General features: G+C 62.1%; 19 protein-coding genes and 2 tRNA genes. 8 read left to right on the top strand and 13 right to left on the bottom strand.

The annotated features are described in order from the left end of the window. Nucleotides 1–148: 148 nt before the first annotated feature. The 7 genes from pgi (at nucleotide 149) to ACQ4OD_RS10475 (ending at nucleotide 9,746) form a co-directional block, all read left to right on the top strand. A complete protein-coding gene (pgi, locus tag ACQ4OD_RS10505; protein ID WP_038706862.1) occupies nucleotides 149–1,813 on the top strand; it encodes a glucose-6-phosphate isomerase in 1,665 nt (554 codons plus the stop codon). 156 nt (nucleotides 1,814–1,969) lie between these two features. Next, nucleotides 1,970–3,904, top strand: a complete 1,935-nt coding sequence (acs, locus tag ACQ4OD_RS10500; protein WP_139673700.1) for an acetate--CoA ligase — start codon at nucleotides 1,970–1,972, stop codon at nucleotides 3,902–3,904. A 79-nt stretch (nucleotides 3,905–3,983) separates the two neighbouring features. Then, nucleotides 3,984–4,286 carry an ArsR/SmtB family transcription factor gene (locus tag ACQ4OD_RS10495; RefSeq protein WP_023631021.1) on the top strand — a complete coding sequence of 101 codons (303 nt, stop codon included), beginning with the start codon at nucleotides 3,984–3,986 and terminating at the stop codon, nucleotides 4,284–4,286. A gap of 170 nt (nucleotides 4,287–4,456) precedes the next feature. Next, complete coding sequence (locus ACQ4OD_RS10490) at nucleotides 4,457–5,440, top strand: zinc-dependent alcohol dehydrogenase family protein (RefSeq protein WP_430944253.1); 984 nt, start codon at nucleotides 4,457–4,459, stop codon at nucleotides 5,438–5,440. A 35-nt stretch (nucleotides 5,441–5,475) separates the two neighbouring features. Then, the gene (locus ACQ4OD_RS10485) at nucleotides 5,476–5,829 is read left to right on the top strand and encodes an antibiotic biosynthesis monooxygenase family protein (RefSeq protein ID WP_430944252.1); all 354 of its coding nucleotides are present in this window, start codon (nucleotides 5,476–5,478) and stop codon (nucleotides 5,827–5,829) included. Between the two features lie 31 nt (nucleotides 5,830–5,860). Next, nucleotides 5,861–6,730, top strand: a complete 870-nt coding sequence (locus ACQ4OD_RS10480) for an oxygenase MpaB family protein (RefSeq protein WP_139673706.1) — start codon at nucleotides 5,861–5,863, stop codon at nucleotides 6,728–6,730. A gap of 79 nt (nucleotides 6,731–6,809) precedes the next feature. Continuing rightward, complete coding sequence (locus tag ACQ4OD_RS10475) at nucleotides 6,810–9,746, top strand: DUF748 domain-containing protein (RefSeq protein WP_430944251.1); 2,937 nt, start codon at nucleotides 6,810–6,812, stop codon at nucleotides 9,744–9,746. Between the two features lie 40 nt (nucleotides 9,747–9,786). On the opposite strand, the gene ACQ4OD_RS10470 is transcribed toward ACQ4OD_RS10475, so the two are convergent. Further along, entirely contained in the window at nucleotides 9,787–10,200 is a 414-nt protein-coding gene (locus ACQ4OD_RS10470) for a VOC family protein (protein WP_046854071.1), read from the bottom strand. Nucleotides 10,201–10,261: 61 nt separating this feature from the next. Between ACQ4OD_RS10470 and ACQ4OD_RS10465 the strand changes: the two genes are divergently transcribed. Continuing rightward, nucleotides 10,262–10,564 (top strand): putative quinol monooxygenase, encoded by a 303-nt coding sequence (locus ACQ4OD_RS10465; RefSeq protein ID WP_430944250.1) that lies wholly within the window; start codon nucleotides 10,262–10,264, stop codon nucleotides 10,562–10,564. Between the two features lie 95 nt (nucleotides 10,565–10,659). Here ACQ4OD_RS10465 and ACQ4OD_RS10460 read toward each other — a convergent pair whose 3' ends face one another. From ACQ4OD_RS10460 to tpiA, 12 genes are all read right to left on the bottom strand, one after another. Then, the gene (locus tag ACQ4OD_RS10460) at nucleotides 10,660–11,010 is read right to left on the bottom strand and encodes a BON domain-containing protein (RefSeq protein ID WP_102683196.1); all 351 of its coding nucleotides are present in this window, start codon (nucleotides 11,008–11,010) and stop codon (nucleotides 10,660–10,662) included. Nucleotides 11,011–11,270: 260 nt separating this feature from the next. Then, nucleotides 11,271–13,376 (bottom strand): polyribonucleotide nucleotidyltransferase, encoded by a 2,106-nt coding sequence (gene pnp / locus ACQ4OD_RS10455; RefSeq protein ID WP_023629334.1) that lies wholly within the window; start codon nucleotides 13,374–13,376, stop codon nucleotides 11,271–11,273. A gap of 248 nt (nucleotides 13,377–13,624) precedes the next feature. Continuing rightward, entirely contained in the window at nucleotides 13,625–13,894 is a 270-nt protein-coding gene (rpsO, locus tag ACQ4OD_RS10450; protein WP_023629335.1) for a 30S ribosomal protein S15, read from the bottom strand. A 150-nt stretch (nucleotides 13,895–14,044) separates the two neighbouring features. Beyond that, nucleotides 14,045–14,962 (bottom strand): tRNA pseudouridine(55) synthase TruB, encoded by a 918-nt coding sequence (gene truB / locus ACQ4OD_RS10445; protein ID WP_046854068.1) that lies wholly within the window; start codon nucleotides 14,960–14,962, stop codon nucleotides 14,045–14,047. A 3-nt stretch (nucleotides 14,963–14,965) separates the two neighbouring features. Further along, nucleotides 14,966–15,364, bottom strand: a complete 399-nt coding sequence (rbfA, locus tag ACQ4OD_RS10440; RefSeq protein ID WP_023629337.1) for a 30S ribosome-binding factor RbfA — start codon at nucleotides 15,362–15,364, stop codon at nucleotides 14,966–14,968. Between the two features lie 117 nt (nucleotides 15,365–15,481). Beyond that, on the bottom strand, nucleotides 15,482–18,013 hold the full coding sequence (infB, locus tag ACQ4OD_RS10435; RefSeq protein ID WP_102683195.1) for a translation initiation factor IF-2: 2,532 nt from the start codon (nucleotides 18,011–18,013) through the stop codon (nucleotides 15,482–15,484). A 27-nt stretch (nucleotides 18,014–18,040) separates the two neighbouring features. Next, nucleotides 18,041–19,522, bottom strand: coding sequence for a transcription termination factor NusA (nusA, locus tag ACQ4OD_RS10430; protein ID WP_038706865.1), 1,482 nt, complete (start codon nucleotides 19,520–19,522; stop codon nucleotides 18,041–18,043). A gap of 59 nt (nucleotides 19,523–19,581) precedes the next feature. Beyond that, nucleotides 19,582–20,040: a ribosome maturation factor RimP gene (rimP, locus tag ACQ4OD_RS10425; protein WP_038707604.1), complete on the bottom strand. Its 459-nt coding sequence runs from the start codon at nucleotides 20,038–20,040 to the stop codon at nucleotides 19,582–19,584. 129 nt (nucleotides 20,041–20,169) lie between these two features. After that, nucleotides 20,170–20,246 (bottom strand) — tRNA-Met (locus tag ACQ4OD_RS10420). A 98-nt stretch (nucleotides 20,247–20,344) separates the two neighbouring features. Then, a tRNA-Leu gene (locus tag ACQ4OD_RS10415) sits at nucleotides 20,345–20,430 on the bottom strand. A 20-nt stretch (nucleotides 20,431–20,450) separates the two neighbouring features. After that, the gene (secG, locus tag ACQ4OD_RS10410; RefSeq protein ID WP_430944249.1) at nucleotides 20,451–20,843 is read right to left on the bottom strand and encodes a preprotein translocase subunit SecG; all 393 of its coding nucleotides are present in this window, start codon (nucleotides 20,841–20,843) and stop codon (nucleotides 20,451–20,453) included. Between the two features lie 3 nt (nucleotides 20,844–20,846). Then, nucleotides 20,847–21,602 carry a triose-phosphate isomerase gene (tpiA, locus tag ACQ4OD_RS10405; RefSeq protein WP_430944248.1) on the bottom strand — a complete coding sequence of 252 codons (756 nt, stop codon included), beginning with the start codon at nucleotides 21,600–21,602 and terminating at the stop codon, nucleotides 20,847–20,849. Between the last annotated feature and the right edge of the window lie 63 nt (nucleotides 21,603–21,665).

Below are 21,665 nucleotides of genomic sequence, written 5' to 3'. Positions count from 1 at the left end.
CTGGGTATCAGGCCGGTGACAATTTTTAATCCGCGCCGCCCGCCTCCCCCCATTCCCGCCTTGGCGCCAATGCCTATAATGTCCAGCTTGCAACCGGCAATGACTGCCGCTGTCCAAGCCTGACCATGCAACAAGGAAACCACCCGCAATGGCGTATTACCGTACCCCCCACGATGTGACGGCGCTGCCCGCCTGGCAGGCGCTCCAGCAACACCGCGACGCCATGCAGGGCTTCAGCATGCGCGAAGCCTTCGCCGCCGACGGCAAGCGCTTCGACCAGTTCTCCTTGAGCAGCTGCGGCCTGTTTCTCGACTACTCGAAGAACCTGATCACCGAGCAGACCCGAGACCTGCTGGTCAACCTGGCCAAGGAAGTCGACCTGGAAGCAGCCATCAAGTCGATGTTCAGCGGCGAGATCATCAACGCCTCCGAAGGCCGCCCGGTGCTGCACACCGCCCTGCGCCGCCCGGTCGGCGACAAGCTCAGCGTGAACGGCGTCAACGTGATGCCTGAAGTGCACAAGGTGCTGAACCAGATCACCGAACTGGTCGGGCGCATCCACGACGGCCTGTGGCGCGGCTACAGCGAGAAGCCGATCACCGACGTGGTCAACATCGGCATCGGCGGCTCGTTCCTGGGCCCCGAGCTGGTCTCCGAGGCTCTGCTGCCCTACGCCCAGCGCGGCGTGCGCTGCCACTACCTGGCGAACATCGACGGCAGCGAGTTCCATGAACTGTCGGCCAACCTGCGCGCCGAGACCACCCTGTTCATCGTGTCGTCGAAGTCGTTCAACACCCTCGAAACCCTGAAGAACGCCATGGCCGCGCGTACCTGGTACCTGGCCCAGGGCGGATCGGAAGCCGAGCTGTACCGCCACTTCATCGCCGTGTCGAGCAACAAGGCCGCGGCCGTGGCCTTCGGCATCCGCGAAGAGAACATCTTCCCGATGTGGGACTGGGTGGGCGGGCGTTACTCGCTGTGGTCGGCCATCGGCCTGCCGATCGCCCTGGCCATCGGCACCGCCAACTTCAAGGAGCTGCTGTCCGGCGCCTACACCATGGACCAGCACTTCCAGACCGCGCCGTTCGAGAAGAACATGCCGGTGCTGCTGGCCTTGCTGGGCGTGTGGTACGGCAACTTCTGGGGCGCCCGCAGCCACGCGATCCTGCCGTACGACCACTACCTGCGCAACATCACCAAGCACCTGCAGCAGCTGGACATGGAGTCCAACGGCAAGAGCGTGCTGACCGATGGCACGCCGGTGCAGACCGAAACCGGCCCGGTGATCTGGGGCGGCGTCGGCTGCAACGGCCAACATGCCTACCACCAGTTGCTGCACCAGGGCACCCAGCTGATCCCGGCCGACTTCATCGTGCCTGTAGTGAGCTTCAACCCGGTGGCCGACCATCACCAGTGGCTGTACGCCAACTGCCTGTCGCAGAGCCAGGCACTGATGCTCGGCAAGACCCGCGAGGAAGCCGAGGCCGAACTGCGCGCCAAGGGCCTGAACCAGGACGACATCGCCAAGCTGGCGCCGCACAAGGTGATCCCGGGCAACCGCCCGAGCAACACCCTGGTGGTCGAGCGCATCAGCCCGCGCCGCCTTGGCGCGCTGGTGGCAATGTACGAACACAAGGTGTTCGTGCAAAGCGTGGTCTGGGGCATCAACGCCTTCGACCAGTGGGGCGTGGAGCTGGGCAAGGAACTGGGCAAGGGTGTGTACCAGCGCCTGGTCGGCGCCCAGGAAGACAGCGCCGAGGATGGCTCGACCCAAGGCCTGATCAACTACTTCCGCGGCCGTCATCGCGGCTGATCGACCTGTAGCTGTCAATCGCGGGGCAAATCGCATCGGTGCGCCGATGCGGCTTGCCCCGCGATGCTTTCCGCCCGGGAACACCCCCACCTTCTACACTGTCCATCGAATAGCCGTTGCAGTCCCTCGCCCCTAACAAGAGCAGGACCACCCGCCATGTTCGATATCCGCGACTATCCCGAGGCATTGGCCGTCAGCCAGGCCGCTACACCCTCCGACGCCGACTACCGCCGCCTCTATCGCCAGTCGGTGGACGACCCCGACACCTTCTGGACCGAGCAGGCCAAGCGCCTGGACTGGATCAAGCCCTGGTCGAGCGTGCAGCAATGCGACCTGAAGACCGGCACGGCACGCTGGTTCGACGGCGCCCAGCTGAATGTCAGCCATAACTGCATCGATCGCCACCTGGCCACCCGCGGCGAACAGACCGCCCTGCTCTGGGAGGGCGACGATCCCAAGGACAGCAAGGCCATCAGCTACCGCGAGCTGCACCGCCAGGTGTGCCGGCTGGCCAATGCCCTGAAAGCCCGGGGTGTGAACAAAGGCGATCGGGTGTGCATCTACATGCCGATGATCCCCGAGGCCGCCTACGCGATGCTCGCCTGCACCCGCATCGGCGCCATTCACTCGGTGGTGTTTGGCGGTTTCTCCCCCGATGCCCTGCGCGACCGCATCCTCGACGCCGATTGCCGTACCGTGATCACTGCCGACGAAGGGGTGCGCGGCGGCAAGCGCATACCGCTCAAGCAGAATGTCGACAAGGCGCTGGCCAGCTGCCCGGCCGTCAGCAGCGTGCTCGTGGTCAAGCGCACCGGCGGTGACGTCGGCTGGAGCGAAGGCCGTGACCTCTGGTACCACGAGGCAACGGCAAAGGCCGACGACGACTGTCCGCCCGAACCGATGAGCGCCGAGGACCCGCTGTTCATCCTCTACACCTCCGGCAGCACCGGCAAACCCAAGGGCGTGCTGCACAGCACCGCCGGCTACTTGCTGCAGGCCACGATGACCTTCAAGCTGGTGTTCGATTACCGCGACGGCGAAGTGTTCTGGTGCACCGCCGACGTCGGCTGGGTCACCGGCCACAGCTATATCGTCTATGGCCCGCTGGCCAACGGCGCGATCTCGCTGATGTTCGAAGGCGTGCCCAACTACCCCGACACCTCGCGTTTCTGGCGAGTGGTGGACAAGCATCAGGTGAACATCTTCTACACCGCGCCCACCGCGTTGCGGGCCCTGATGCGTGAAGGCTCCGGCCCGCTGCAGGGCACATCGCGCCAGAGCCTGCGCCTGCTCGGCAGCGTCGGCGAGCCGATAAACCCGGAGGCCTGGGAATGGTACTTCGAGGCGGTCGGGCAGAAACGCTGCCCCATCGTCGACACCTGGTGGCAGACCGAGACCGGCGGCATCATGCTCACGCCCCTTCCCGGCACACAGAGGCTCAAGCCCGGTTGCGCCACCCAACCGATGTTCGGCGTGCAGCCGGTGCTGCTGGATGAAAAAGGCAAGCTCATCGAGGGGCCAGGCGCCGGCCTGCTGGCGATCAAGGCCAGCTGGCCCGGGCAGATCCGCAGCGTCTACGGCGATCACCAGCGCATGGTCGACACCTACTTCAAGCCCATGCCCGGCTATTACTTCACCGGCGACGGCGCCCGCCGCGACGCCGATGGCGACTACTGGATCACCGGGCGCATCGACGATGTGATCAATGTCTCCGGCCACCGTATCGGTACCGCCGAGGTAGAGAGCGCGCTGGTGCTGCACGACAGCGTCGCCGAAGCCGCGGTGGTCGGTTATCCCCATGACCTCAAGGGCCAGGGCGTCTATGCCTTCGTAACCCCCATGAACGGCATAGAACCGGATGATGCGCTCAAGGCCGAACTGCTGGCCCTGGTCAGCAAGGAAATCGGCAGCTTCGCCAAGCCCGAGCTGATCCAGTGGGCGCCCGCCCTGCCCAAGACCCGTTCGGGCAAGATCATGCGGCGCATCCTGCGCAAGATCGCCTGCAACGAACTGGACAACCTGGGGGATACATCCACCCTCGCCGACCCCAGCGTGGTCCAGGGGCTGATAGACAAACGTCTCAACCAGTAGAACCCTCGGGGGCGGCCACCGCCGCCCCGATCATCGTTTACCGCATTGACATATCGGTAAATCCCGATATTATCGCGCCATGGAACTGCTCGACATATTCAAGGCACTCTCGAACCGTACCCGTCTCGAGATCCTCAAAGGCCTGAAAGACCCGGTGAAACACTTTCCTCCCCAGGACGAAGGTGACGTTCATACGGTGGGCGTCTGTGTGAGCAGCATCCAGGAAGGCGTGGGGCTATCGCAGTCGACGGTATCCGATTACCTGGCCACCCTGCAGCGCGCAGGCCTGGTCGAAGTCCGGCGCATTGGCCAGTGGACCTATTACAAGCGTAACGAAGCCGCCATCAGCGCGCTCGCCGAGCTGATCGGGAGTGAGTTGTAGGTTTTACTTTTACCTCTGCATATCGTTTTTTCCCGATATCCCGTTTTATCGAACTCAAGGAGGCAACAACTGCGGCATCTGGCAGGTGCCGAGGCATAGAACAGCATCTTCATTCCACTTTATACATCGATATTTCCCGATATCCCTTTTTACCGAAGCGAGGAAACACCATGAAAGCGTTGATACTGGATTCCTTTGGCGGCACGGACGCATTCGCCTATCGCGATGTTGTCAAACCGGTGCCGCAGGCCGGACAGATACTGGTCCGGGTGCATGCCACCTCCATCAACCCACTGGATTACCAGGTCCGGCGTGGCGACTACCCCGACCTGGTGCCTCTCCCGGCCATTACCGGGCACGATGTGTCCGGCGTCGTCGAAGCCGTCGGGCCGGGTGTGACCGCGTTCAGGCCGGGCGACGAGGTTTGGTACACACCGCAGATCTTCGACGGGGCGGGCAGCTATGCCGAGTACCACGTCGCCGCCGAAGGCATTGTCGGCCTGAAGCCGCCTTCGCTAAGCCATCTGGAGGCGGCCAGCCTGAGCCTGGTAGGCGGTACGGCCTGGGAGGCCCTCGTGGTGCGCGCGGCACTCAGGGTGGGCGAGCGCATCCTGGTTCACGGCGGTGCCGGCGGTGTCGGCCACGTGGCGATCCAACTGGCCAAGGCCATGGGCGCCAGGGTGTTCACCACCGTGCGCGAGGCCAACGCCGAATTCGTGCGGCAAATGGGCGCGGACGTGGTCATCGATTATGAGCATCAGGATTATGTCGAGGTCGTCCTGCGGGAAACCGGGGGCCAAGGTGTCGACGTGGTCTTCGACACCATTGGTGGCGATACCCTGGCACGCAGCCCAGACGTCCTGGCGCAACTGGGGCGCGTGGTGTCGATCGTGGACATCGCGCAACCGCAGAACCTGATCCAGGCCTGGGGCCGCAACGCGAGTTACCACTTCGTCTTCACCCGGCAACACCGCGGCAAGCTCGACGAGTTGAGCGCGCTGGTCGAGCGCGGGCAACTGAAGCCACACGTGGGCGCCGTCTACCCCCTCGCTGAGGTTCCCCTCGCCCATGCCCGGCTGCAAAGCGCCAACAATGGCCTGCAAGGGAAGATCGCCATTGCGGTCGCGCCCATGGCCGATCTCGCCAGCGTTTGAGGCGCCTGCCACCCTTCTCGACTTCAAGGACCGCCATGATCTACGAAATCGCCCTGCTTCCCGTACGCCCAACCCACGTCGACGACTTCCGGCACGCGTTCGCCGAGGTCGCCCCTTTGCTCAGCCGAGCCAAGGGTCACGTCAGCCATATGCTCGCGCAAGGGGTCGAGAGCCCCCATCAATTCAACCTGATCGTGCAATGGCAAACACTCGAGGACCACGCGCCGGGTTTCGAGGCCAGTGAAGACCACCAGGTCTTCATGGCCCGGCTGACACCATATTTTTCCGAGGAGCCTACGGTTTATCATGTGCAGGGCGGCGCGTTCGAAACGCATGCGCCCACCAGCCCGGGCAGTGCCCGACTGGCCGACAATTGCCCAACCTCATAGACGGCCGCCATGGCGGCCAGCACAGGTCGCCATGGAAGCCTTGCGTCGCCGCATCGAAACCCAAGTCATGAGCCTCACCGGGCTGGCCCTAGGCCAGCTCGACCTGGAGTCGCCCAAGGGCGATCCCGGCCTGTTTGGCCCACAGAGCATCAGCTGGCAGGTGCATGGCGACTTCCCCAGCATGCTGGTGGGCGGCATCAGCGCGCTGATGCTGCAACTGCTGCATCCGCTCGCCCTGGCCGGGGTCTGGGACCATTCGAACTTTCGTCAGGACCTGCTCGGCCGCCTGCGGCGCACCAGCCAGTTCATCTCCGGCACCACCTTCGGTTCGACCCGTGATGCCGAGTGGCTGATCGACAAGGTCCGCACCATCCACCTCAAGGTGGTCGGCACCGCCGCCGATGGCCGCCCCTACGCCGCCAGCGACCCCGACCTGCTGACCTGGGTGCATGTGGCTGAAGTCAGCAGCTTCCTCGCCGCCCACCTGCGCTACCGCAATCCTGATCTGCCGCGTAGCGCGCAGGACGCCTACTACAACGAGATCGCCCTGATCGCCGAACGCCTGGGCGCGCGCGACGTGCCCCGCTCCTGTGCCGAGGTGGATGCCTACCTGCAGCGCATGCGCCCGCAGTTGCAGTGCGATGCGCGCAGCCTCGAGGTGGTCGATATCCTGCTCAAGGCCCCGGCCCCCAGCCGCCTCGCCGAGCCGGTGGGCAAGCTGATGCTCAAGGCCGGCATCGACCTGCTGCCGGACTGGGCCAGCGCAATGCTGGGCCTGCACCAGGGCGCGGTCGAGCGGCGCATGATCCGCCTGGGCCTGAGCAATACCGCGCCAGTGCTGCGCTGGGCCATGCGCAATGGCTCGGCGCAGCGCGCCAGGCGGCGCATGGGCGTCGAATGAGGTATTTTGGTCCGTTCATCGGAACCGATTTAACGTGCCATACTCCAAGCACTCCAGCCTGATACAGACGAAGCGACACATGCCCAAAGGATTGACCCGCGCCCTCGGCGCACTCGTGCCCCTCGTGGCCCTGTACAGCCTGCTCGGCTTTTTCATTCTCCCCGGCATCGCCCTGCGCATCGCCAACCAGCAATTGGCGCAGTACGCCACGGTGCCGGCACACCTGCAGCGCATCGAGCTCAATCCGTTCAGCCTCGAGCTGACCCTGTGGGGCCTGCAGATCGGCGAGCCCGGCAAGGAGCAGGTCGGCTTCGAACGTCTCTACGCCAACCTGTCCCTCGACAGCTTATGGACCAAGGCCGTGCGCCTGGACGCGGTGGAGCTGGACAAGCCGCGCACCGAGCTGCTGTTCGCCAAGGACGGCAGCCTCAACCTGGCCCAGCTGTTCAAGCTCCCGCCCAGCGAGCCCAAGGCCGAGGAACCGCCAAGCGACCCGTTCCCGCTGCGCATCGCCAGCATCAAGCTGAGCGAGGGCTACCTGCACTTCCAGGACCTGCGCCCGAGCGAGCCGATCGAGTTTCTCTACGACTCGATGAACCTGGAACTGAAGAACCTCAGCACCCTCCCCGACGACAACGCCGACATGACCCTGGTGGCCAACGGCCCGGCGGGTGGGCGCATCGACTGGACCGGCACTCTCAGCCTGACGCCGATCGCTTCCGAGGGCACGCTGAAAGTCACCGACGGCAAGATGAAGCTCTTCTGGCCTTACGTGCGCGACGCCGTGCCGCTGGTGCTGGAAGACGGCATGGTCAGTCTCGACACCCACTACAAGCTCAACCTTTCCAAGGAAACCGAACTGCTGCTGGACAACACTTCGGTGCGGGTCGCGCCCTTCGCCATCAAGGCCCCGGATGGTCGCCCACTGGCGCGCCTGGCCAGCCTGGAGGTGAGTGAAACCTCCATCGACCTGGCCAAGCAACTGGTCACCGTCGGCAAGATCCGCAGCGACAAGCTGGAAACCTGGGCGGCCCTGGAGAAGGACGGCCAGCTCGACTGGCAGAAGCTGTTCGCCAGCCAGCCGGCCAAGGCCACGCCAAAGGAAAAGGCCGAGCCCGCCGCCGCCGAGCCAACCCCGGAAGAACAGGCTGCCAAAGAGCCGAGCAAGCCCTGGCAGGTCCTGCTCAAGGACGTGCAGGCGCGCAACTACATGGTCCACCTGGCAGACCGTAGCCAGAAAGAGCCCGTGGCCCTGGATGTCGGCCCGCTCAACCTCGACCTGCAGAATTTCGACAGCCTCAACCAGTCGCCCTTCACCCTCAAGCTCGACACTGGCGTGGGCAAGCAGGGCAAGCTGCAGGCCGCAGGCCAGGTCAACCTGGCACCGGTCTCGGCCAAGCTCGACGTTGCCACCCGCGATATCGACCTGCGGGTGGCGCAGGCCTACATCAGCCCGTTCATCCGCCTGGAACTGCGCAGCGGCATGCTTTCCAGCGACCTCAAGGTCGATCTGAAGAGTACCGAGCCACTGGCCTTCAGCATTACCGGCAAGGCCCAGGCCAACCAGTTGCATACACTGGACACCATCAAGAACCGCGACTTCGTCAAATGGCAGCAGGTCAACGTCGATGGCCTGTCGTACGTGCACGGCGACGCCCTGTCCATCGACAAGGTGACACTGCTGCAGCCCTACGCACGCTTTATCATCAACGAAGACCGCACCACCAACGTCGACGACCTGCTGATCCCGCAACCCGCCGACAAGCCTGCCACGGCCCCGAGCAAGCCCGCCGCTGCCGGTAGCGGCAAGGAACTGGGCATCCGCATCGGCCAGATCAGCATCAATGACGGCTCGGCCAACTTCGCCGACCTGACCCTGACACCTAACTTCGCCACCGCGGTACAGCAGCTCAACGGCCAGATCGGCACCATCGACAACCGCAAGCCGCTCCCGGCCAAGGTCGACATCAAGGGCAAGGTGGACCGTTACGCGCCTGTGACCATCAAGGGCGCGCTCAACCCGTTCAACCCACTGGCCAGCCTCGACATCGCCACCAGCTTCAAGCGTGTCGAGCTGACAACCCTGACGCCCTACTCCGGCAAGTTCGCCGGTATGCGCATCCGCAAGGGCAGGTTGAACCTCGATCTGCATTACCTGATCACCAACGGCCAGCTCAAGGCCGAGAACAAGGTGGTGATCGAGCAACTGCAGCTGGGCGAGAAGGTCGACAGCCCGGATGCCGTGGACCTGCCGATCCGCCTGGCGGTGGCCTTGCTCAAGGATACCGAAGGCAGGATTTCCATCGAGCTGCCGGTGTCGGGCGACCTCAACAACCCACAGTTCAGCGTGATGCCGATCGTCTGGCAGACCCTGCGCAACCTGGTGCTGCGCGCGGCGCAGGCGCCGTTCAAGCTGCTTGGCGGGCTGGTCGCCGGTGGCGGCGCGGAAGATCTGGGCAATGTCTCGTTCGCGCCGGGCTCCAGCGACCTCACCCCCGACGTGCAAACATCCCTGGACAAGCTCGCCTCGGCCCTCAAGGAGCGCCCCGAGCTGCGCCTGGAAATCGAAGGCACGGCGGCCCAGAGCAGTGACGGCCCGCTGATTGCCCAGCAGCGCCTGGAGCGCGAGTACCAGGCGACCTGGTACAAGATCCTCCAGCGTCGGGGCGACAAGGTGCCGGCCAATGCTTCGTTGCTGGTGGTGGACGACAGCGATAAGCCGGCGATGCTCGAGGGCATCTACCGTACCCGCCTGAAACAGCAGCCCCCGGCTGAATGGCAGGACCTGGGCCGTGACGAGCGCAGCGCCAAGCTGCGCGAGGCGGTGATCAAGTCCTGGGCGGAAAGCGCCGTGTTGCTGCGCAACCTGGGCCAGGAGCGGGCCAGCAGCATCAAGGACTATCTGGTGGACAAGGGCCAGCTGGAAGATGACCGCGTGTACTTCATCGACACCAACCTCGGCCAGGCCGAGAGCGATGGCCGCGTGGTGACGCCGATGCACCTGGATGCCGAGTAACCCTCGACCGAGTCGCCCTCATCGCCGGCGATAGATACGGTCAGGCCAGCCGCTGCCCCGATACCGCCGGGTGATACAGCGGCTGCACCTTGTTCCCAGCCGGGTCCAGCAAATGGAAGCTGCGCGCGCCATCGCCGTGATTGAACGGGCGATCCAGCAGCGTCACGCCATGGGCTTTGAAGTACTGATACCAGGCCTCCAACTCCTCCACGCTGTCGACGATGAACCCATAATGATCCAAGGTCTGCAGCCCGTTGGCAGCACCTGCGCCGCGCCCGAGCGACAGGTTGTCGTTGCCGCAGGTGAGATAGACCAGGTCTTCATTGGCACGGTTGAGCACCTCCATGCCCAGCACATCCACGTAGAAACGCTCGCACTCCTCCAGGTTGGGGACCAGCAGGGCGATGTGCCGCAAGCCATTGAGACGGCCTGGGCGGGCAGGTAGATCGGACATGAGCGCGGCTCCTTTTTTTGTATACAATTCATAATAGAATTTAAAACAAAAGGAACGTCATGTGTACTGCCTATTTATCAAGACGCGCGTGAAACCCGGCACCGCCGATACCTTCCTGGCAGCCATCAATGCCAACGCCGCAGCGTCGGTCGCCACCGAGCCGGGTTGCCTGGTATTCGATGTCTCGCAGGATCGGGAGAATGCCGATGTCATCTACCTGTACGAGATCTACCAGGACGATGAGGCGTACGAGGCGCATACCCGGACCGCGCATTTTCGGGACAGCCGCCCCTTGGTGGAGCCGCTGATCGAAGAGCAGGTGTGTTTCGAGAGCGATGTGATCGCCCGGAACCCGGTGAACTGAAGCCGCTTTCCTGAATGCCAATAGAAAAGCCCCGGCGATTGCCGGGGCTTTTGCTTGAAGGGGTGGCCAAATCCTTTTGGCCGACGGGACAATCCTTATTCGGCTTTCAGGCCATCAGCCGAGACGGCCTGTACGCCCTTGATCTTCTTGGCGATGGCAACCGCCATTTCCTTCTGCGCATCGGTAATGGCCACGTCCGAGGACAGGGACACTACGCCTTTGTTGGTTTCAACCTTGATGTCACTGCCCGGCACGCCTTTCTCGGTCATCAGGTCAGCCTTCACCTTGGTGGTGATCCAGGTGTCGGAAGTGGCTTCCTTGGCTTTGGTCACCTCACCGGCCGCAAGCGTCATCGGGGCCTGGGTGGACTGGGCAGCAAAAGCTGCGTTAGCCATGGTCAGGGTCAGAGCGGTAGCAGTAGCGGCAGCAATGGCGAACTTCTTCATGTGAGTCACTCCTGTTTTTTCGAAAGGTCTGCGCCTTGGTTCCTGGCGTCAGGTAGTAAGGTAGTTGCAGGGGCTGTGCCAGTTTTTGCACGCCCTATAAAACCTTTGAAATCAATGAGTTAAACAAATCAATCAGAAGTTAGTACCGTGCATTTTGCAATCCCGGGAAAAAAGCCACGTGCAAGATGCATGCTCTCAACTATTTTGCGGCAGGCATAAAAAAAGGACCCCGAAGGGTCCTCCTTTCAGCCTCGAAAGGCTTAGACGCCCGATGCCTTGGCAGCGGCAACGTCCTTGATCGACAGCTTGATACGGCCGCGGTTGTCCACGTCCAGTACCAGTACTTCGACTTCCTGGCCTTCTTTCAGCACGTCGGTAACCTTCTCGACGCGAGCATCGCTCAGCATGGAGATGTGCACCAGGCCGTCCTTGCCCGGCAGGATGTTGACGAAGGCACCGAAGTCGACGATGCGCTCGACCTTGCCGACGTAGATCTTGCCAATCTCGGCTTCGGCGGTGATGCCCAGGATGCGCTGCTTGGCAGCGTCCGCGGCTTCCTTGGTTTCGCCGAAGATCTTGATCGAGCCGTCGTCTTCGATGTCGATCGAAGCCTTGGTCTCTTCGCAGATGGCGCGAATGGTGGCGCCGCCTTTGCCGATGACGTCACGGATCTTGTCGGTGTCGATCTTCATCGCGATCATGGTCGGTGCGTTGGCCGACAGCTCGGTACGCGACTCGCCGATGATCTGGTTCATCTGGCCGAGGATGTTCAGGCGCGCTTCCAGGGCCTGGCCCAGGGCGATTTCCATGATCTCTTCGGTGATGCCGTTGATCTTGATGTCCATCTGCAGCGCGGTGACGCCTTTGGCGGTACCGGCTACCTTGAAGTCCATGTCGCCGAGGTGGTCTTCGTCACCCAGGATGTCGGTCAGTACGGCGAACTTCTCGCCTTCCTTGACCAGGCCCATGGCGATACCGGCAACCGGCGCCTTCATCGGTACGCCCGCGTCCATCAGCGCCAGGGAGGCACCGCAGACCGAAGCCATGGAGCTGGAGCCGTTCGACTCGGTGATTTCCGATACCACGCGGATGGTGTACGGGAACACGTCGGCGGCCGGCAGCATGGCCTGCACCGAACGACGGGCCAGACGGCCGTGGCCGATTTCACGACGGCCAGCACCGCCCATGCGACCACATTCACCTACCGAGAACGGCGGGAAGTTGTAGTGCAGCATGAAGGGGTCTTTCTTCTCGCCTTCGAGGGTGTCCAGCAGCTGGGCGTCACGGGCGGTACCCAGGGTCGCGACGACCAGGGCCTGGGTTTCGCCACGGGTGAACAGGGCCGAACCGTGGGTCTTCGGCAGAACGCCGACTTCGATGTTCAGCGGGCGCACGGTCTTGGTGTCGCGACCGTCGATACGTGGCTTGCCGTTGACGATGTTTTCGCGAACGGTGCGGTATTCGATCTCGCCGAAGATGTCTTTCACTTCGCCAGCCGACGGCTGGCCTTCTTCACCGGAGAACTTGGCGATCGCCTGATCGCGCAGCTCGCCCAGACGCGCGTAGCGGTCGGCCTTGACGGTGATGGTGTAGCCCTGCGACACCGCTTCGCCGAACTCGGCGCGGATGGCGTTGAACAGCTCGGTGTTGGCAACGGCAGGTTTCCAGTCCCAGGTCGGCTTGGCGGCTTCGGCGGCCAGCTCTTTGACAGCCTTGATCACAGCCTGGAATTCGTCGTGGGCGAACAGTACGGCGCCCAGCATCTGGTCTTCGGTCAGCTCTTTGGCTTCCGATTCAACCATCAGTACGGCCGACTCGGTACCGGCAACGACCATGTCCAGGCTCGAGGCGGCCTGCTGCTCGTAGGTCGGGTTCAGCAGGTAGCCGGTGCTTTCGTGGAAGGCAACGCGGGCGGCGCCGATCGGGCCTTCGAACGGAATGCCCGAGATGGCCAGGGCAGCCGAGGTACCGATCATCGCAGCGATGTCCGGATCGGTCTTCTTGCTGGTGGAAACCACGGTGCAGACAACCTGCACTTCGTTCATGAAACCTTCAGGGAACAGCGGGCGGATCGGGCGGTCGATCAGGCGCGAAGTCAGGGTTTCTTTTTCGGATGGGCGGCCTTCACGCTTGAAGAAACCACCTGGGATCTTGCCAGCGGCGTAGGTCTTTTCCTGGTAGTGCACGGACAGCGGGAAGAAGCCTTTGCTCGGGTCGGCATGCTTGGCACCGACCACGGTCACCAGCACGGTGACATCGTTGTCGACGGTGACCAGCACGGCGCCGGTGGCCTGACGGGCAATGCGGCCCGTTTCGAGGGTAACGGTCGATTGACCGAACTGGAATTGCTTGATTACCGGGTTCACGGTTTCCTACCTTTTTCAGTGGCTCTTGGGGGAACTGGTTCTTGCGAATTCTTGGGCAGAACGGGGAATCGGCCCCATTGACCGTCCAGATACAACACGAGGCTGGGAGCCTGGCGCCGGGCGGATAAACCGCTCGGCACACCAGGCTGCCAACCTCGCAGATCGCGCGGCGTGTCCGACGGCGACGCTGGCAGGCAGCGTTGCCGAAGAATGCGACACACCATGCAACACCACTGGCCAGGCCGCTATTAGCGACGCAGGCCCAGGCGACCGATCAGGGCGCTGTAACGAGTGGTGTCTTTACCCTTCAGGTAATCCAGCAGCTTACGACGCTGGTTGACCATACGGATCAGACCACGACGGGAGTGGTGGTCTTTTTCGTTGGCCTTGAAGTGGCCTTGCAGCTTGTTGATGTTGAAGGTCAGCAGGGCAACCTGTACTTCCGGGCTACCGGTGTCGCCGGCGGCTTGCTGATAGTCTGCAACGATCTGAGCTTTTTCTTCGACGCTGAGGGCCATTTGGCTTCTCCTGATAAACGGATCCCGCAAGCGGGGTCCAATAGGCCAGGGACTGGATCCCTGTATTAATAAAAAGAGTAATGACCGTGCCTACTGACAGCCATCCTCGAATCCGCAGGGCAAAGCGTTGACCTCGCCCTGTGGTATCGGTCATTCCGACCGAATCAGTCGACGCGGCGCAATGCGCCCGTCTTCGCTCACCTCACCGATACCGATGAAGCGGGCATTGTGATCCTGTACGCGGACCATGCCGAATTGCGGCGCGTCCGGCGCACGTACTGCCTGGCCATGTAGCCAATAGAACGCGCTGTGCTCGGACAATACCACCAATGGCCAGTCCTGCAAGCCGCTGTCCGAGGGCATCAGGAAGCGATCGAGCGCTTCGTTGCCACCTTCGGCGTGAGCCTGTTCCAGCTCTTCGAGCGTGACAGTCTGGGCCAGCTCGAAGGGGCCGGCCTGGGTGCGGCGTAGCTCGGCGACGTAGGCACCACAGCCCAACGCCTCGCCCATATCCTCCACCAGGGTGCGAATATAGGTTCCCTTGCTGCAGCCAACCGACAGGCGTGCCCGGGTGCCTTCGCACTCCAGCAGGTCCAGCCGGCCAATAGTAACAGAACGCGCCTCGCGCTCCACTACCTCTCCTGCGCGCGCCAGTTTGTACAGCGGCTGGCCGTCGCGTTTGAGGGCCGAGTACATCGGCGGCACCTGCTGGATTTCACCGCGAAAACGCGGGATGACCGCTTCGATGTCGGCGCGACCAACGGTCACGTCGCGGGTCTTCAGCACTTCGCCTTCGGCGTCCCCGGTGGTGGTGGTCTGGCCCATCTGCATCACTGTCTCGTAGCCCTTGTCGGAATCGAGCAGGTACTGCGAGAACTTGGTGGCCTCGCCGAAGCACAGCGGCAGCACGCCGGTGGCCAGCGGGTCGAGGCTGCCGGTGTGGCCGGCCTTCTCTGCGTTGAGCAGCCAGCGGACCTTCTGCAGGGCAGCGTTGGAGGTGAACCCCAGCGGCTTGTCGAGCAGGATGATGCCGCTGACATTGCGGCGGATACGTTTGACCTGGGCCACCGCTTACTCCTTGGTGTCCGGCGCGTCGGCATCCTGGTGCTGGCGGTCTTCGGCCACCGCACGTTCGATCAGCGCCGACAGATGCACACCGCGGCTCACGCTTTCATCGAAGTGGAAATGCAGCTGCGGCACGCTGCGCAGTTGCATCGAGCGCCCCAGGTGCAGACGCAGGAAGCTGGCGGCGCTGTTCAAGGCCTTGAGCGACTGCTTGACGGCGTCCGGGGTTTCTTCGCCCATGACGGTGATGAACACCTTGGCATGGCCGAGGTCACGGCTGACGTCTACGGCGGTGATGGTCACCAGGCCGACACGCGGGTCTTTGACTTCACGGCGGATCAGCTCTGCAAGCTCACGCTGCATCTGATCACCGATACGTTGGGTACGGCTGTATTCTTTTGCCATTCTTGCTACCTGTATCTTAAAGCGGCAAACGCCCGGTCAAGCTCGAAGCCTGACCGGGCGCTACCTTCAGAGGTTCAGGCAACCGCCCTGGGGCGGGGCCTGCACCACGCTCGGCCCTTACAGGGTACGAGCCACCTGGACTTTCTCGAACACTTCGATCTTGTCGCCGACCTTGACGTCGTTGTAGCTCTTGACGCCAATACCGCACTCCATGCCGTTGCGTACTTCGGACGCATCGTCCTTGAAGCGACGCAGCGACTCCAGCTCGCCTTCGAAGATCACCACGTCGTCGCGCAGAACGCGGATCGGACGGTTGCGGTACACGGTACCCTCGATGACCATACAGCCAGCGATGGCGCCGAACTTCGGCGAACGGAACACGTCACGGACTTCGGCGACACCCAGGATGTTCTCGCGAACATCGCTGCCGAGCATGCCGGTCAGGGCTTTCTTGACGTCTTCGATGATGTCGTAGATCACGTTGTAGTAACGCATATCCAGACCTTCCTGCTCGACGATCTTGCGCGCGCCGGCATCGGCACGCACGTTGAAGCCGAACAGTACAGCGTTGGACGCCAGCGCCAGGTTGGCGTCGCTTTCGGTGATACCACCGACGCCGCCACCGATGACGCGAACCTGAACTTCGTCGTTGCCCAGGCCGCCGAGCGAACCTTGCAGCGCCTCGAGGGAACCGCGCACGTCGGTCTTGAGGACGATGTTGAGGGTTTTCTTCTCTTCCTGACCCATGGTCTCGAAGATGTTTTCCAGCTTGCCGGCGTGAGCACGGGCCAGCTTGACCTCACGGAACTTGCCTTGACGGAACAGCGCAACTTCACGCGCTTTCTTCTCGTCGGCAACCACCGACATCTCTTCGCCGGCATCCGGCGTACCGTCCAGGCCGAGGATCTCGACCGGGATCGACGGGCCGGCTTCCTTCACAGGCTTGCCGTTCTCGTCGAGCATGGCACGCACGCGGCCATAGTTGGAGCCGACCAGGACCATGTCGCCCTGACGCAGGGTGCCGTCCTGAACCAGGATGGTCGCCACCGGGCCACGGCCCTTGTCCAGACGCGACTCGACCACGACACCACGACCAGGGGCGGTCGGGGTAGCCTTGAGTTCGAGAATCTCGGCCTGCAACAGGACAGCTTCGAGCAACTCGTCGACGCCGGTACCCATCTTCGCCGAAACCTTGACGAACGGGGTATCACCACCCCACTCCTCGGAGGTCACGCCTTCGACGGACAGCTCGTTACGGATGCGGTCGAGGTCTGCGCCTGGCTTGTCGATCTTGTTCACTGCAACGACCAGCGGTACGCCAGCTGCCTTGGCATGCTGTACGGCTTCGCGGGTCTGTGGCATCACACCGTCGTCCGCCGCCACCACCAGGATGACGATGTCGGTCGCCTTGGCACCACGGGCGCGCATTTGCGTGAACGCAGCGTGGCCAGGGGTGTCGAGGAAGGTGACCATGCCACGGTCGGTTTCGACGTGGTAGGCACCGATGTGCTGGGTGATACCACCGGCCTCGCCAGCAGCAACCTTGGCACGACGGATGTAGTCGAGCAGCGAGGTCTTGCCGTGGTCGACGTGGCCCATGACGGTCACGACCGGCGCACGCGAGGTGGTCTCGCCTTCGAACTTCAGCGATTCGGCCAGGGAGTCTTCCAGGGCAGTGTCGCTGATCAGGGTTACCTTGTGGCCCAGCTCTTCTGCTACCAGCTGAGCGGTTTCCTGGTCGAGCACCTGGTTGATGGTGACCGGAGTCCCCATCTTGAACATGAACTTGACCACTTCAGCGCCCTTGACGGACATCTGGTTAGCCAGATCGGAGACAGTGATGGTCTCGCCGATCGCCACGTCACGGATAACCGGGCCAGTCGGGCTCTGGAAGCCATGCGCATTGCGCTTCTTGCCTTTACCCTTGCCACCGCGACGACGGAAACCATCGCTTTCTTCATCGGTGGTACGCGGCGCGGCGCGCGGAGTCGGAGCCTTTTCCTTCTCCTTGACCTTGACCTTGACCGACATGCGCGGCGCTTCGCCACGGCCGGCGGTAGCTTGGCCACCACCGCGACGATCGTCATCACGGGTGCGGCTTTCGTTACGACGGGTCTCGTCCTTCTTGCGCTCGGCAGCACGCGCAGCAGCGTCTTCGGACACCGGTGCGTTGGCCACTACCGGGGCAGCAGCAGGTTCAGCCTTGGCCACTGGCGCAACGGCCGGAGTTTCAGCGGCCTGACGGCGTGCCTGCTCCTCGTTACGCTGGCGAACTTCGGCTTCAATTTTGTCGCGGGCTGCGTTTTCAGCCGCACGGCGCTCTTCCTGTTCGCGTTTCTGCTCAGCCTGGATCTCTTCCGGGCTGCGCTGCACGAATACCTTCTTCTTGCGTACTTCTACGCTGATGCTTTTGCTACCGGCGACACGCAGAGTGCTGGTGGTCTTGCGCTGCAAGGTAATCTTGCGCGGCTCTTCCGCCTTGCTCTTGTGGCTGCTCTTCAAATGAGTCAGCAGGGTCTGCTTCTCATTGTCGGTCACTACCTGACCGGCGTCGGTGTGCGGCAGACCTGCCTCACGCATCTGCTGCAGCAGGCGCTCTACCGGTGCCTCGACCTCTTGGGCCAGTTCTTTCACCGTGACTTGCGTCATGCACTTCTCTCCTCAGGCCGCGCCTAATTACTCGAACCAGTGGGCTCGGGCGGCCATGATCAACTTGCCGGCACGCTCTTCGTCGATGCCGTCGATGTCGAGCAGGTCGTCGATCGACTGCTCGGCCAGGTCTTCGCGGTTAACCACGCCGCGCACCGCCAGTTCCGCCGCCAGGTCCTTGTCCATGCCCTCAAGGGAGAGCAGGTCTTCGGCCGGATGGGCGTCTGCCAGTTTTTCTTCGGTAGCGATGGCCTTGGTCAACAAACGGTCCTTGGCTCGAGCGCGGAGCTCATTGACGATTTCCTCGTCAAAGCCATCGATGTTGAGCATTTCTTCCAACGGTACGTAGGCAATTTCTTCGAGGCTGGTAAAGCCTTCGTCGACCAGCACTTGTGCCAGCTCCTCGTCGACTTCCAGTTCCTCGACAAAATTACGCAGGATGTCGCCGGTTTCAGCTTGCTGCTTGGCCTGGATGTCCTTCTCGGTCATCACGTTCAGGGTCCATGCGGTCAGCTGGCTGGCCAGGCGGACGTTCTGGCCACCACGGCCAATCGCCTGGGCCAGGTTGTCCTCGGCAACGGCGATATCCATCGCATGGGCGTCCTCGTCAACGATGATCGCGGCAACCTCTGCCGGCGACATGGCGTTGATGACGAACTGCGCCGGGTTCTCGTCCCAGAGGACGATATCCACACGCTCACCACCCAGCTCGCCGGATACGGCCTGGACGCGCGAACCACGCATGCCGATACAGGCACCCTGCGGGTCGATGCGCTTGTCCTTGGAGCGGACGGCGATCTTGGCACGCGAACCCGGATCACGGGAGGCGGCCATGACTTCGATGAGGCCTTCGGCGATTTCCGGCACTTCGATGCGGAACAGCTCGATCAGCATCTGCGGCGCAGTGCGCGACAGGATCAGCTGCGGGCCGCGGTTCTCGGTGCGGATTTCCTTGAGCAGCGCACGCAGGCGCACGCCGACACGGAAGGTCTCACGGGGAATGATGTCTTCACGCGCCAGCAGCGCCTCGGCATTGTTGCCCAGGTCGACGATGACGTTGTCGCGGGTGACCTTCTTGACAGTACCGGAGATGATCTCGCCCACGCGCTCGCGGTAGGCATCGACCACCTGGGCGCGCTCGGCCTCGCGGACCTTCTGCACGATGACCTGTTTGGCGGTCTGCGCGGCGATGCGACCGAACTCGATCGACTCGATCTTCTCTTCGATCACGTCACCGATCTTGGCATCCGGATGCGTGTCCTGGATCTTTTCCAGCCAGGTCTCGATCGCCGGATCATCCAGGTCGTTTTCATCGACCACGGTCCAGCGGCGGAAGGTCTCGTAGCTACCGGTGTGGCGGTTGATTTCCACACGCAGGTCGACTTCGTCCTCAAAACGTTTTTTGGTTGCAGTGGCCAGGGCCACTTCCAGCGCTTCGAAAATGACGCCTGGCGGTACACCTTTCTCGTTGGATACCGATTCAACAACCAGCAGTACTTCTTTGCTCATCGTACGCCTCGCCTTGCGCAAGCCATTGGCCCCGGAACATCCGCCGGGCCCGGCACGTCTCAGTCAAAACTGGGAATAATATTGGCCTTGTCGATCGAGTCGATCGGCAACAGGAACTCGTGCTGGTCTACCTGCACCACCACATCCTGTTCCTCCACACCACGGAGAAGGCCCTGGAAGTTACGACGGCCCTCGAAGGGCGTACGCAGCTTGATCTTCACCTGCTCGCCGGCATGCGCTGCAAACTGTTCTAAGGTGAACAGCGGGCGGTCCATGCCTGGAGAGGACACCTCGAGGGTATATTCAGAGCTGATCGGATCTTCCACATCGAGGATGGCGCTGGCCTGACGGCTGACGGCTTCGCAGTCTTCCACCAGGATGCCGCCTTCCTTGTCGATATAGATACGCAGTACCGAATGCTTGCCTTGGGAGACGTATTCGATCCCCCAGCATTGGTAGCCCAGGCCCTCGACAACCGGGGCCAACAAGGCCTGCAACTGTTCTAGCTTGCTCGACACCTGAACCCCCTCGTGCATGCTGTGCAAATAAAAAATGGGCGAAGCGCCCATCCCTGAAAGCGCCGTTGGACAACGACGCCAAAACTGTTCGGCTAGCAAAAAGCCCCTGAAAAGGGGCTCTGCTGAAGCTGGTTGCGGGGGCTGGATTTGAACCAACGACCTTCGGGTTATGAGCCCGACGAGCTACCAAGCTGCTCCACCCCGCGACAAAGCTGGGGCGAAAGTATAAGACTGAACCCTTTGCTGGGTCAATCCGACCTCCACCTGCAAGAAAGCCCGCTAAAGCGGGCTCTCATGCTTCAATTGGTACCGAGAAGGGGACTCGAACCCCTACACCCTATGGGCACAACCACCTCAAGGTTGCGTGTCTACCAATTCCACCACCTCGGCAATACTACATTTGAAACCCGTTACTGCTGCTCTTTGGCTGGAGGAGGTACATCACCAGAGTTGGTGGTTTCACTCTTCTGCTGCTGGAGCACCGGTACATCATCATTGACTGCCGGCTTTTGCTCTTTGACTTCCAGCACTGCTGGATCTGGCAGACCAGCCTGAGTCAGCTGCTGAGCCTGCTGCTTGGCGAAGTATCCTAACCCAAGTGCAGTCAAAAAGAAAGTGGCGGCAAGTATAGCAGTAACTTTACTCAAAAAGGTAGCGGAACCTTGGCTTCCGAACACAGTATTTGAAGCACCTGCGCCGAAAGATGCACCTGCTTCCGCACCTTTACCCTGCTGCAACAACACCATGACTACCAGTGACAGTGCTGCCAACAGATGAAAAACAACTACGACTGTTTCCAGCATTTTTCAGTTTCCTGCGGCGCGACAAATTGCACCGAATTCGTCTGCATTCAGGGACGCTCCACCAATGAGCCCCCCATCGATATCCGGCATGCCGAACAGTTCGGCCGCATTAGCCGCCTTCACGCTGCCGCCGTAGAGAAGCTGCACCTTGCGGGCAACTTCGGCGTCCTTTTCCGCCAACTGCTTGCGGATGGCTGCATGCACATCCTGCGCTTGCTGGGGCGAGGCCGTCAAACCTGTACCAATGGCCCATACAGGCTCATAGGCAATTACTGCATTGGCAAAAGCGGCGATACCGAACGCGTCGATTACACTGCTTAGTTGACGCCCTACAACTTCGAGCGTCTTGCCTGCTTCACGCTCGGCGAGAGTTTCCCCTACACAGAGCACTGGCGTCAAACCACTTTTCTGTGCGGCTGCAAACTTTTGATTCAGCACTTCGTCACTTTCGCCGATAATCTGGCGACGCTCCGAATGGCCGATCAACACCAACTTGCAACCGACTTCTGACAACTGACTCGGTGCAACTTCACCGGTCAGTGCGCCCTGCTCGGGCTGTACCGCAGAATTCTGTGCTCCAACGATGATCCCCTTGCCTTTCAGCCCATCAACAACTTCATTGATGAACAGGGCCGATGGAAACACCGCGACTTCGATACCGTCGGGAATGAGCATTTTGCCCAAACCCTGAGTCAGCTCAGCGACGCTGGCGCGGGTACCGTGCATCTTCCAGTTACCAGCTACCATGGGGCGACGCATGCTTTACCTCGTCGGTCAAAGTGGGCGCAGATCTTACCCAACCCGATCTGCGCTGGCAAGCCT

The sequence above is a fragment of the Pseudomonas sp. WC1 genome (assembly GCF_050586565.1).
In the GTDB taxonomy this organism is placed as follows: domain Bacteria; phylum Pseudomonadota; class Gammaproteobacteria; order Pseudomonadales; family Pseudomonadaceae; genus Aquipseudomonas.
This window is presented reverse-complemented; position numbering and strand designations above follow the sequence as displayed.

Bases quoted from the DNA above. Each gene is read 5' to 3' on its own strand.
- pgi (WP_038706862.1), top strand. From the start codon at position 149: ATGGCGTATTACCGTACCCCCCACGATGTGACGGCGCTGCCCGCCTGG.
- acs (WP_139673700.1), top strand. From the start codon at position 1,970: ATGTTCGATATCCGCGACTATCCCGAGGCATTGGCCGTCAGCCAGGCC.
- ACQ4OD_RS10495 (WP_023631021.1), top strand. From the start codon at position 3,984: ATGGAACTGCTCGACATATTCAAGGCACTCTCGAACCGTACCCGTCTC.
- ACQ4OD_RS10490 (WP_430944253.1), top strand. From the start codon at position 4,457: ATGAAAGCGTTGATACTGGATTCCTTTGGCGGCACGGACGCATTCGCC.
- ACQ4OD_RS10485 (WP_430944252.1), top strand. From the start codon at position 5,476: ATGATCTACGAAATCGCCCTGCTTCCCGTACGCCCAACCCACGTCGAC.
- ACQ4OD_RS10480 (WP_139673706.1), top strand. From the start codon at position 5,861: ATGGAAGCCTTGCGTCGCCGCATCGAAACCCAAGTCATGAGCCTCACC.
- ACQ4OD_RS10475 (WP_430944251.1), top strand. From the start codon at position 6,810: ATGCCCAAAGGATTGACCCGCGCCCTCGGCGCACTCGTGCCCCTCGTG.
- ACQ4OD_RS10470 (WP_046854071.1), bottom strand. From the start codon at position 10,200: ATGTCCGATCTACCTGCCCGCCCAGGCCGTCTCAATGGCTTGCGGCAC.
- ACQ4OD_RS10460 (WP_102683196.1), bottom strand. From the start codon at position 11,010: ATGAAGAAGTTCGCCATTGCTGCCGCTACTGCTACCGCTCTGACCCTG.
- rpsO (WP_023629335.1), bottom strand. From the start codon at position 13,894: ATGGCCCTCAGCGTCGAAGAAAAAGCTCAGATCGTTGCAGACTATCAG.
- rbfA (WP_023629337.1), bottom strand. From the start codon at position 15,364: ATGGCAAAAGAATACAGCCGTACCCAACGTATCGGTGATCAGATGCAG.
- infB (WP_102683195.1), bottom strand. From the start codon at position 18,013: ATGACGCAAGTCACGGTGAAAGAACTGGCCCAAGAGGTCGAGGCACCG.
- nusA (WP_038706865.1), bottom strand. From the start codon at position 19,522: ATGAGCAAAGAAGTACTGCTGGTTGTTGAATCGGTATCCAACGAGAAA.
- secG (WP_430944249.1), bottom strand. From the start codon at position 20,843: ATGCTGGAAACAGTCGTAGTTGTTTTTCATCTGTTGGCAGCACTGTCA.
- tpiA (WP_430944248.1), bottom strand. From the start codon at position 21,602: ATGCGTCGCCCCATGGTAGCTGGTAACTGGAAGATGCACGGTACCCGC.